Raw genomic sequence first — 10377 nt, forward strand, 5'->3', positions numbered from 1 at the left:
CCGGGTACTTCCTCGGTGCTGCCATGACTCTCATCCTCCCGTGCGATGAGAGCCTCCATCAGACCCGGTACGAGACATACACCCGGGAGAGGCCGGAGGACGTCGTCCGCGACGTCGACCTGGTGGTGGACAACGTCGGCGGGCCGCGCAGCGGACGGTTCCTGCCCACCCTGAAGCGAGGTGGCGCGCTCTTCCCGATCTTCCTGGCCCAGGTCGACCCCGCCGAGGCGGCGCATCGCGGGGTCACCGTCTCGGCGACCCAGGTGCGCACCAGCGGCACTCAGCTCACCCATCTCGGGCGCCTGCTGGACGAGGGCGCCCTGCAGGTCGTCATCGACAGCACCTTCGGCCTCGAAGACGCCGCCGCCGCGCACGAGCACGCCGAGAAGGGCCACCTGCAGGGCAAGATCATCCTGGAGGTCGCCTGAGGTGACGACCACGGCAGGACCGGGATGGGGCAGGTCCCACCTACCGGCGATCACCGCACCCGACCCGCTCGAGCGGGCCGCTGCTCAGCAGACCTCGACCCTCTGCGCCTGGTCGGCACCTCGACGGGCGGCGGGCTGGCGCTGAACGCGGCCCCGGACGGCTCCTACGACGTCTTCCCCCTCGAGCAGCCGCTGCTCGACGTCATCGTCGGGGAGCTGCCCGAGACCCTGCCGAGCCACGTGCGCACCCAGCTGGGCGTGAGCGCTCCGGGGGGCCGCTTCGACACCGTGGTGATGACGCAACAGCGCTGGAGGTGGGCATCACCAGCCCCTACGCCCACCTCGACCAGCACGTCGTCTCGACCACCCTGGCGTCCGACGTCGAGCCGCGGGTCACGGTGACCGCCGACGACCCGGCGGGACTGCTGCGCGACCTCGAGCAGCGGCCAGGTGCGGGGATCTTGCTGGCCGGCGGCGGGCGCCTCGCCGGCGCCGTCCTGGACGAGGTCGACCACCTGCTCCTCAAGCGCTACCCCCTCGTCCTGGGCGCCGGCATCCCGGCCATCACCGCGCCGTAACCGGGCGCGCTGCCGTTCTCGCCCGTCGACCACCGCGTCCTCTCCGACGGGACCACCGTCACCGCCTACGACCGCACGCGCAGCACCTGACGACCTCGCTGCTCGCCGGGGGCGGCTGCGCGGGCGCTCAACGCCGCGATCCGTGGGCGTCCTTCTGCCTCAGCGCTGTCCTCCAGGCGAGCAGGGGCATCGAGGCGCGGGTGATGGCGGAGGCGGCGGGGCTGGCGCCGGCGAGGCTGCGGTTGACGGTGGTCATCGACAGGGCGATGACGGCGCTGCCGCGGTGGCGCATGTCGGTCTCGAAGGCGCTGACGGCCGTGTGCAGCGTCTGGGTGCCGGCTCGGACCGCGACCAGCTCGGTGACGAGCTGGTGGGCGTCGATGATCGCCGTGCCGGCGCCCTTGCCGGCGGTAGGCGGGGTGGCGTGGACGGCATCGCCGAGAGCGGTGATGCTGCCGGCCGGCCAGGGCGCCATCTCGCGGGGGTGCTGGGGTCCGACGTTGAAGCGGTAGGCGGCCACGGTCTCAGCGGCCGTGCGGGCGATGACCTGCAGCGGCTTCTCGCCCCAGCCGGTGGCGCGCAGGGCCTCGAGGGTCGTCTCCCGCAGCTGGGTGCCGTGCTGGTCGCGCAGCCCCTCGGGTGCGGTGGCCTCGGAGAACATCGCCCCCCAGATGTAGGTGGGCCCGGTGGTGACGGCGGCCCGGGCGTGGGGTGCGTCGATGACGGCGAAGCCGTCGGGGTCGAGGTAGCCGGTGTACAGGGCGGTGCCGCGGGGTCCGACGGTCAGGCTGGAGCGGGGCCCCAGGCGCGCTGTCTCATCCGGGTCGAGGTCGGCTGCTGAGGTGCGCCCGGAGATGCCGATGATGCCGGCCGGGCGGCTGGTCGGGTTCCCGGCGAGGTGGCGCACGACCAGGGAGTGGGGCCCGTCGGCGCCCACGAGCAGGTCGCCGTGGGCGGTGCTGCCGTCGGTGAAGGTCGCCCGGACCTGTCCGGCGGGGCCGGGTTCGCGGTCGACGGCGGTGCAGGTGCTGCCTAGGACGAGGCTGTCGCCGGCGGCCTCGGCCAGCAGCAGGCGCAGGGTGATGCGGTCGACGTCGATGCTGTCGGGGTCCAGGCCCCCGACCTCGAGGTCGCCGAGCAGGCGCCCGCGCCAGTCGAACCAGACGTCGGTGGGCCGGCGGCGGACCGCGGAGGCCGAGGCGAGCAGCCGCTCGTACAGCTCGGGCTCGAGCAGCCCGCGCAGGGCCTGCTGGGCCGGGGTGTCGAGGGTGATGTGGTAACCGCCGGTGACGGAGGGGTCGACGTCGCGGTCGTGGACGACGACGTCGACCCCGGTCCGGCGCAGGCCTGCGGCCAGCGCGAGGCCGCCGATCCCTCCTCCGATGACGACGACCCGCAAGGTCGGGGCCGGGGTGGTCTTCGTACCGCTGTCAGGCGTGGTGGTGGTCACGGCGTCACCATGGGCGCCTCAGCGGTCACGGGGTGGCCACTACGTCGGAGGGGTGCGGTGGCGTCGACGTCGGCTCGTGCGCTGGGGCTGCTGTCGATGCTGACCAGCGGCTCCACGGTCTCCGGTGAGGAGCTCGCCCGCCGGCTCGGTGTCTCGCAGCGGACGATGCGCCGCGACGTCGAGACGCTGCGCGAGCTCGGCTACGTCGTCGAGCCGGTCAAGGGCGCCGGCGGGGGCTACCGCCTCGGACCGGGCGGGGCGCTTCCGCCGCTGGTGCTGGACGAGGAGCAGGTGATCGCCGTCGTGGTGGCCCTGCAGACCACCTCCACGGTGCTGGCCGGCATCGAGGACTCCAGCCGGCGGGCACTGGCCACGATCCGGCAGGTGATGCCTCGCCGGCTGCGCCTGGACGCCGACGCCTTCACCGTCACCGCGCTGCCCAACCAGTGGGAGTTCCCCGCGCCACCACCCGAGGCCGCGCTGGTCCGCGCGGTCGGCGCTGCGGTCCGCCAACGGGTCGTCCTGCGCCTGCACTACGACGACCCAGACGCCAGCCCGGACGACACCCAGGACGACAGCGGCTCTGGTGGCGCCCGGGTCCTGGAACCGCACCACCTCGTCGTCTGGGCGGCCCGCTGGTACCTCGTCGCGTATGAACGCGCCCACGAGCACTGGGTGGTGCTCCGGCTCGACCGGATCACCTCCCCCGATCTCACCGGGGTCCCGTTCACGAGCCGGCCGATGCCCGAGGGCGGGCCCGGGGCGCTGGTCCAGCGCACCCCCGCGCGAGGGGACAGCCTCGCGCCCTGGCCGTGCACCGGATCCGCCGTCCTGGACCTGCCCGCTGAGCTCGTGGCCCAGTTCGCCCCGGGCGGCGCCGTCGTCCGAGGCCTCGACGCGACGAGGTGCGAGCTGTCGATGGGCGCCTGGTCCTGGATCGGGCTCGCCGGCCTCTACGTCACCTTCGGCAGCCCCATGAGCGACGTCCAACCACCCGAGCTTCGGGACGCCTTCACCCTCGCCACCCAGCACCTCGCCCGCGGCGTCACCGTCGGGCATCGACGTTCCGACGAGTGCGGTGCAGCGCCGGATGCCGGTGGTGAGGACAGCGACAAGACCGCGAGACACCTGCGCTGACACGACGGTGAGACCTCGCCGGTCAGCCGGCCGCGCCCACGACAGCTCCAGCGAGTTCCTCCAGGTGGTGGGGTGGTGGCAGCACTGTCGGAGGCCGTTGATGTCGCAGCGGTGGCGGACCCGACGGGCGTCGGCGACCCGGGTGTCCTAGCCAGGGATCTGCGGGCGTCGATGCCCGCCTTCCGCTTCTTCGCGGCTGTCGACGTCGACGGTGTGCCGCGGGCGACGTCGGGCGTGGGCGTGTTCGGGTCACGGGCCGTGGTGATCTTCGTGAACACCGACCCGGCGTGGCGCCGGCGTGGCTCGCGCCGGGCGGTGACGGCTGTGGCGATCGCCGACGCCCGAGCCCGCGGCGCGGTCACCGCCTGCCTCGACGCCAGCGGCTCCGGTCTGTCGATCAACGAGCAGCTCGGCTTCGGCGTCGTCGCGCACAGCAGTCGCTTCTCGGGGAGCGCCTGAGGCGGTGGCGTGGAAGCCGGCCCTCGGAGGGCGGCGCTTCGTCTCACCGGCCGTTCGGGGGTGCTCGCGCATCTGCTGACCCAGGACGTCGGCTCACGCTGTTCGCCCGCGGTGGTCAGCGGACCGCGTCGCCAGGCCTCGGCGTCGGCGTGCGACCGCAGCCGCACCACCGGCAGCGTCGGGACCGTCGTCGCCAGGGCTGCGACCCGCTCCCCCCAGCCGCGCGTGGGAGGTCCGGGCTCAGGGCGCGATGTGCTCCTCGTCGGTGAAGGAGGTCCGCAGCGGTAGCTCGACGTCGCCGTTCCACAGCACCTCCCGACGCAGCCGGCGGCGCAACGTCCGGCGGACCACGTGGCGCATCACCACCGCCCGCGGCAGGTCCAGCCACACCAGCAGGTCGGCTCGGGCCGCCAGCACGTTCCTGGTGGGGCCGTAGCCCCACTCCGTCACCCACCCCGGTCTTCAGGGGACGAAGTCGACGCCGGGCTCGCCGATCTTGACCTCGGACCAGTCGTTGGCGGCGTCCCACAGCGTGCGGGTGCGCGAGCGGCCACCTCCGGGCAGGACGTAGACGTCCTTGACGGTCAGGTCGACGCCGTCGGAGGCCGAGGCGTTGCGCGAGCCGGCCAGCCACATCAGGTAGGCCGACCCCTTCGAGGCGCCCTCGAGGTTGACGTTGCGGATGTCCCAGGCGCCGAGCTTGCCGCTGCCGAACCGGTAGGGCTGCAGGTAGAGGCCCTGGTACTCGAGGTTCTTGGCGGTGAAGCCGTCGACGCGCAGGCGGTGGGGGCCGTTCCACGTCTGCAGCGCGTCGCCGCCGATGTGCTTGCCGCGGCCGGGGTGCTCGACGTGCACGCCGTCGATCCTGATGTCGCGGAGCTGGACGGTGAGGGTGCCCCGCTCGCCCTGGGAGTCGACGTTGATGCCCTCCCAGATGTGCTTGCCGGCGCAGTGCAGGCCCTCGACGTGCACGGTGCGCGGCCCGGTCGCCCGCGCGTTGCCCGAGATCCGCAGGCAGCGGTTGTCGTTGGGCTTGTCCTCCATCGAGGCGAAGTAGCGCTTGGAGAACTTGACGGTGCCGCCCTTGCTCACGACGTTGCGGCCGCCGTTGAGCTTGACGCCGCCCTGCACGTCCAGCGGCGTGGAGGGCCACCTGATCAGCACGTCGCGGTTCGCCGGCGCGGTGAAGGTCGCGTTGCTGGCGCTGACGTCCCAGACGAGGGGGTCCACGAGCGTGGGCGCCGTCCAGGAGGCGCGCTGGGAGGTGGACGCCGACGGTGTCGTCGGGGCGGGCGTGGGGGTCGCGGCAGAGCCGACAAGCAGCTCTACCTCTGCTGTGCGCGACGACTCGGTGCCGTCGGCGAAGCGGGCGCTGACGCTGTAGGCGTAGGTGCCGTCGGCGAGGTCTCCGGAAGTTCGCGAGGGGCTCGTGACCGTCGTCACAGGCCGGCCCGGCGTGCCCGGCTCCCAGATGGCGTAAGAGGTGGCGCCGGGCACCGGGTTCCAGGACAGCGCGGACTTTCGTCCGTCGACCCGGCCACTGAGCCCGGTGGGGGCGGAGTCGACCACGACGCCGGCGACCGGGGCGCCGGCGTCGACGGCGAGGAAGGTGGCGGGAGCCTCGGCCGCCGAGGCCGAGGGCGCCAGGCAGGCTGCCGCGACGAGGGCGGTCGTCGCAGCGCTGAGGACGGTGTGCACGCGCATGGGTTGAGGCCGCTTCTACGAGGAGTGATGGGTCGCTTCTGCGAGACCTACGAAGGCGGCAGCCGCGTCCGCGGTCGGTCACCTGGTCGACGCTAGCCACTGCCGTCCGTCAGCGGCGGTCGCCGTCAGGCCGGGCGGCGCGCAGCGCCGCGCGTGCGGCCGCGGCCCCGGTGGTGCGGGCCCGGGGAGCCCGGGCGGCCGGCTGGGCGGGCGGCTGGGGGTCGGGGACGGCGTGCAGCGCTGCCCGCGCGGCCGCAGTGCCCGCGGCGGCGGGCGTGCCGACGCGGGGACGTCGAGCCTGGGGCTGGGCGGACCATCACCGCCTCCAAGATCTTCGTCGCTCGTGATGACGACTTCACCGTCGGCGCTCACCCTTCCGACGGTTGATCACCAGTGGGACGGCCTCCAAGCCGCCTCGGGACGGGCATAGGACGCCGGTCGGGCACCAGCCGCTCGTGCGCGGCAGGGGGGGCTGGTGTCGTGCCCGCTCGTCGTCCCGGTCGCTGCCGTGCGGGCGCGGACGGCGAGGGCTGCGACCACGAGAGCGGCCCAGCCCGTGACCGTCACGCCCCAGAAGACCAGCGCCTGACCCGCCGCGCCGTCGGCCAGCAGCTGCAGCGACGACAGCGGCACCGCGTGCGCGAAGACGGCCGGCCAGATGGTCCCCCGGTGCTCGACCAGAGCAGCCAGCAGCGGCGCCCACGCGAGCAGGCCGAGCGTCAGCGCAGTGACCTCCGTCGCGGACAGCTGCCCCTGGGCCAGGTACGTCAGGTGCAGCGGCAGGTGCCACAGCACCCACACGACGCCGACGAGCACCGAGGACGGCCAGAACCCGAACCGCCGGACCGCGTGCTGCAGCTGCCCGCGCCAGAGCACCTCCTCCCCGAGCGTGGACAGGGCGAAGACGACCGTGCCGGCGACCACGACGGGCACCGCCGCCGCCAGGACGCCGACCGGCTTCAGCTCGGCACCCAGCGCCAGCCCGACCAGCGCCGGCGCCACCACCGCCGGCAGAACCACGCCCAGGGCCAGCGCCCACGAGCCCAGCAGCTCCCGCGGGGAGAACGGGCGCACCCGCCACAGCCGGACCAGATGCCCGCGGCCCAAGACCACCAGGACGGCCAGCAGGCTCGCCAGCCCGGGCAGCCACCGCCCCAGCAGGACCACGGCACCGGGGACGTCGGCCCCCGTGAGGGTGAAGGGCAGGCAGGCCCCGGCCACGAGGACGAACGCGAGGACGACCGCCACCACGGCCGCCCGGGACTCAGCTCCAGGCATGTGCTCAGCCTCGAGCGGCCGGGCACCCGGCCACCAGGGAGGTGGCCCCCGACGTCCCCGCGGCCAGTCCCACCGCCCCAGGATGGGTAACCCGAAGGCGGCCCTGCGCCCGAGGCGGCTGCTGACCAGACCACCGTCCGAGGTTCCGTCTCACATCTCATCGTCTACCGGTCGCGGACAGGTTCACGCCGGCGCAGCGAGTCGAACGGCTCACGCCGCTGGCTGCAGCAGTCGAGTGGGCGGCTACGTTCGGGCGATGGCGAAGGGCTCTGTGACGCGAACGATCCGACGCTGGCTGGGCATCGCCGAGCTCGACGCCCAGGGCACCCCCGTGCAGGAACGGGCGTCGAGGTACAGGCAGGATCTCTCCGTGTCCGCACAGCTCGACGCTGACCTCGATGAGCTGCGCGCCCGAGTCGCAACGCTCGAGCGAGAGCGCAACCGTCAGCGCTGAGACTCCGTCGACATCCGATGCCTGTCCGCTGACGATCCTCATCCGGTCACGTCACCAGGTCACCACAGCTCAGCGGTCCAACTCGTGCAGCAGGGTGCGTCGGAGATGGTGACGACGGCTCAGCCGGACTGCCAGATGCTGACGACGTCGTCGAAGCGGGCGGCGGCCAGGTCCTCGGCGCGTACCCACACCTGCAGGCGCCCGAGGTCGCCGTAGACCGTGTCGAACACCGTCTCGGAGGCCACCTCGAAGAGCAGCACATGCCGGTCCTCGCCCTGCAGGGGCAGGCGCTCGTCGAGCACCTGTCGGTCCTCCGGCTGCAGCACGCAGTCGTGGTGCGGCACCCCGAGCAGGTGTGTGCACGGCGCCTCGACCGCCGTGAAGGGGTCCCGGCGCGCGGCTCGGACGTAGTCCGGGCTCGGTGTCCCGCCGCGGGCGATGATGTCGCTGCGGCGCTGCAGCTCCACGACACCGTCGAACAGCCGCCCTACAAGGTCGTCGTCGTCCTCGTCGTCGATGACGGCGAAGGTCGGCAGGACGCTCGCGCTGACTACGTGCGCCGGGTAGTCCGCTGCCTCTGGCTCGACGTACGCCCCGGACCGCAGCTGCTCCGCCGTCAGGTGCAGCACGCTCGCGCCACCACCGGGGAGCTCGGGGTCGGTGCAGGAGTCACCGGTCGTGGAATGGAAGAGCTGCAGGACCCCCTCGGCCGGCAGCGGCACCGAGGCCAGGAGGTCAGCCACCTCGGACCGCCACCTCGCCTCCTCCGTCAGCATCGCCAGGTCGACCTGGAGCAGGAAAGGCTCTGCCGGGGTCTGTCGGCCCGGCACGCGCAGCGGCGGGCCACCGAGCCTGGTCAGGTCGGTGCCCCGCTCCAGCAGGTTCTCCGGGTGCAGCTGGTCGAGCAGCTCCTCGTCGTCCTCCACCTCGCGCATCTCGGGCAGGTACAGCGCCGGCGCCACCCGCACCGACCCCGGCGGCAGGTCGACCCGAGGGTCGGCCAGCAGCGCCTCAGGTGTCCGCCACAGCTCGTGCACCGGAACGTCCAGCACCCCGCCCAGCGCCTCGCACTCGTCAGCGTCCCGGACCGAGGGCACCAGGGCACGCAGCCGCTCGAGCAACCCGGGCACGGCGAGCAGACGCTCCCCCACCTCGACGGCACGATCGTTGGCCTTGTTCCTCCGGGCGGGCGGATCGCCTCGCTCGTCCGACTCCTGCACCGCCTCGAGCGCGTCTAGGTACTCCTGCCACAGCGGCTCCTCGACCGACCGCAGCACCAACGGCCGAGGCGCGAGCCGCAGGTCACGGGGAGACATGGACGTCGGACCGATCAGCGCCCGCGGCCCTCCGGACACGCAGATCGGATGCCGCTCCTGACCCGAGGACGTCATGCAGGCAGAAGGTAGCCACCCGGACGCGCACGCATCCGCCCCTCGACGACCGTCTGAGGGAGCCTGCTGGCGACAGTGATTCAGGTGTTCGCTCGAGATCGGTGAGTGGGTCAGGGACGGCGCTTCTACTCCTGGACGAGGGTGATGCTCACTCGGCGGTTACGGGCGCGGGCCGCTGGGTCGTCCTCACCGGCAGCCGTGACCTCGGGCGCGAGCGGCTGCGTCGAGCCGTACCCGGCCTGCTCGAAGGCCGGCCCGGCGCCCACGAGCACCGAGAGCGCTGTGGCGACCGCGGCGGCCCGCCGCTCAGACAAGTCTTGGTTGTAGTCCGTACCGCCGAGGCCGTCGGTGTGGCCCTCCACGCGCACGACGGCCGGCCCGCGTTCTTGAATCTGGTCAGCAACGCCCGCCAGCTGGCCCTGGGCTTCAGGCGGGAGGTCGGCGGAGTCGAAGGCGAACAGGACATCGGCGCCCAACACCACTCGCGTCTGCTCCGGCTCCTCGACCACGAGCGACTCCACCCCTGGAGTGAGGGCTCGCACGTCCGGGGTCAGGTCGCGGACGTCCGGCGGCGCGGATCGGCTGGGGTCCCCGGCCCACGGCAGAGGATCAGCGGGACTGCCCCCCGCGCCGGCCATGAGGGTCGCGGTCAGGACCAGCGTGGTAAGTGCGGCCACGGTCACGAGAGGTCGGTGATCGGCACGCCAGCGAGGCTGCCAACCGGGGTCTCCACGGTCACCGACGTCACCGATGCAGGTGGGGCCGGGAAGCTCGCGGACAGGTGGACGCGCTGCCCCGGTTCTACGAGCGTCTGGCGTTCAAGCTCGCTGCACAGGCACTGGTCCTCGGTGTCGATGAAGACCGTGTACCTGTCCAGACCGACCGGGTCGAGCAGGCTGATGCCCGAGGTGTCGAAGGTGACGGGAGGCCTGCCCGATGACGCGGTGAAGGAGCCACCGATGTTGAAGTCCTCCACGCCGTCGTTGAGGACGGCCATGGTCAACGTCGTGGTGGCACCGCTGCGAGCCACGCGGTAGACCTCGAGGATCATCCCGGGGTCCTGCCCCGGGACCGAGGCGACCGGCTCGGTGGGCACATCGTGTGCGGACGTCGGTGCGCCACCGTCCTCTGCGGTGGCAGCATCGTTCGAGGGTGCCTCACTGGGTGAGGCGCTCGACGGTCCCGGACCGGCAGTCCGCTCCGGCGCGGCCGGCTCGTCACCGGGACTCCCGCTACAACCCGCCACTAGTAGCACCGCCACCGTCATCGACAGCCGAAGCACCCGTACCCCCGCGTGTGTGCGCACGACGTCGATCGTGCCCCGTATAGGTCTCCTGAAGGCACTCCCGGGCGGACAACCACTCGAGGAGGCCTCAAGGCCCCACCATCGATGGCTGGACATGGCACTCAGGAGCCGTTCCGCTAGCTGTACTGCCCAGGGAGGTTGGTCAACCTGGTGATGGGTGGGACCTTGCCGATGGCGGAGTGGGGTCGGTGA

General features: G+C 72.9%; 12 protein-coding genes. 5 read left to right on the forward strand and 7 right to left on the reverse strand.

Translation table 11 applies throughout. The features are described from left to right. Positions 1 to 428, forward strand: a 428-nt coding sequence (locus Q0848_RS18600) for a zinc-binding dehydrogenase (protein WP_299040298.1), incomplete at its 5' end; no start/stop codon positions are given. 314 nt (positions 429 to 742) lie between these two features. Next, a complete protein-coding gene (locus Q0848_RS18605) occupies positions 743 to 1006 on the forward strand; it encodes a hypothetical protein (RefSeq protein WP_299040300.1) in 264 nt (87 codons plus the stop codon). 127 nt (positions 1007 to 1133) lie between these two features. On the opposite strand, the gene Q0848_RS18610 is transcribed toward Q0848_RS18605, so the two are convergent. Then, positions 1134 to 2456 carry an NAD(P)/FAD-dependent oxidoreductase gene (locus Q0848_RS18610; protein ID WP_299040302.1) on the reverse strand — a complete coding sequence of 441 codons (1323 nt, stop codon included), beginning with the start codon at positions 2454 to 2456 and terminating at the stop codon, positions 1134 to 1136. 57 nt (positions 2457 to 2513) lie between these two features. On the opposite strand from Q0848_RS18610, the gene Q0848_RS18615 reads away from it, so the two are divergent. Next, positions 2514 to 3593, forward strand: coding sequence for a YafY family protein (locus Q0848_RS18615; protein WP_299040304.1), 1080 nt, complete (start codon positions 2514 to 2516; stop codon positions 3591 to 3593). Positions 3594 to 3668: 75 nt separating this feature from the next. After that, entirely contained in the window at positions 3669 to 4052 is a 384-nt protein-coding gene (locus Q0848_RS18620; RefSeq protein ID WP_299040306.1) for a GNAT family N-acetyltransferase, read from the forward strand. A gap of 240 nt (positions 4053 to 4292) precedes the next feature. Here Q0848_RS18620 and Q0848_RS18625 read toward each other — a convergent pair whose 3' ends face one another. From Q0848_RS18625 to Q0848_RS18635, 3 genes are all read right to left on the reverse strand, one after another. Then, positions 4293 to 4502, reverse strand: coding sequence for a hypothetical protein (locus Q0848_RS18625; protein WP_299040308.1), 210 nt, complete (start codon positions 4500 to 4502; stop codon positions 4293 to 4295). Positions 4503 to 4514: 12 nt separating this feature from the next. Continuing rightward, complete coding sequence (locus tag Q0848_RS18630; RefSeq protein ID WP_299040310.1) at positions 4515 to 5756, reverse strand: hypothetical protein; 1242 nt, start codon at positions 5754 to 5756, stop codon at positions 4515 to 4517. Between the two features lie 387 nt (positions 5757 to 6143). After that, positions 6144 to 7034 carry a type II CAAX prenyl endopeptidase Rce1 family protein gene (locus Q0848_RS18635; protein ID WP_299040311.1) on the reverse strand — a complete coding sequence of 297 codons (891 nt, stop codon included), beginning with the start codon at positions 7032 to 7034 and terminating at the stop codon, positions 6144 to 6146. 256 nt (positions 7035 to 7290) lie between these two features. Between Q0848_RS18635 and Q0848_RS18640 the strand changes: the two genes are divergently transcribed. Continuing rightward, on the forward strand, positions 7291 to 7488 hold the full coding sequence (locus Q0848_RS18640; protein WP_299040313.1) for a hypothetical protein: 198 nt from the start codon (positions 7291 to 7293) through the stop codon (positions 7486 to 7488). 119 nt (positions 7489 to 7607) lie between these two features. Here Q0848_RS18640 and Q0848_RS18645 read toward each other — a convergent pair whose 3' ends face one another. The 3 genes from Q0848_RS18645 to Q0848_RS18655 all read right to left on the reverse strand — a co-directional run bounded on the left by Q0848_RS18645 (position 7608) and on the right by Q0848_RS18655 (position 9975). Next, on the reverse strand, positions 7608 to 8765 hold the full coding sequence (locus tag Q0848_RS18645) for a DUF1963 domain-containing protein (RefSeq protein WP_299040317.1): 1158 nt from the start codon (positions 8763 to 8765) through the stop codon (positions 7608 to 7610). Between the two features lie 239 nt (positions 8766 to 9004). Then, on the reverse strand, positions 9005 to 9361 hold the full coding sequence (locus tag Q0848_RS18650) for an OmpA family protein (protein WP_299040314.1): 357 nt from the start codon (positions 9359 to 9361) through the stop codon (positions 9005 to 9007). A gap of 197 nt (positions 9362 to 9558) precedes the next feature. Next, complete coding sequence (locus Q0848_RS18655; protein ID WP_299040316.1) at positions 9559 to 9975, reverse strand: hypothetical protein; 417 nt, start codon at positions 9973 to 9975, stop codon at positions 9559 to 9561. Positions 9976 to 10377: the final 402 nt, after the last annotated feature.

The organism is uncultured Pseudokineococcus sp. (assembly GCF_947495735.1).
Classification (GTDB): domain Bacteria; phylum Actinomycetota; class Actinomycetes; order Actinomycetales; family Quadrisphaeraceae; genus Pseudokineococcus.

What these genes read in the sequence shown, in the direction of transcription:
- Q0848_RS18630 (WP_299040310.1), bottom strand. Translation starts at nt 5,756, where the DNA reads ATGCGCGTGCACACCGTCCTCAGCGCTGCGACGACCGCCCTCGTCGCG.
- Q0848_RS18635 (WP_299040311.1), bottom strand. Translation starts at nt 7,034, where the DNA reads ATGCCTGGAGCTGAGTCCCGGGCGGCCGTGGTGGCGGTCGTCCTCGCG.
- Q0848_RS18640 (WP_299040313.1), top strand. Translation starts at nt 7,291, where the DNA reads ATGGCGAAGGGCTCTGTGACGCGAACGATCCGACGCTGGCTGGGCATC.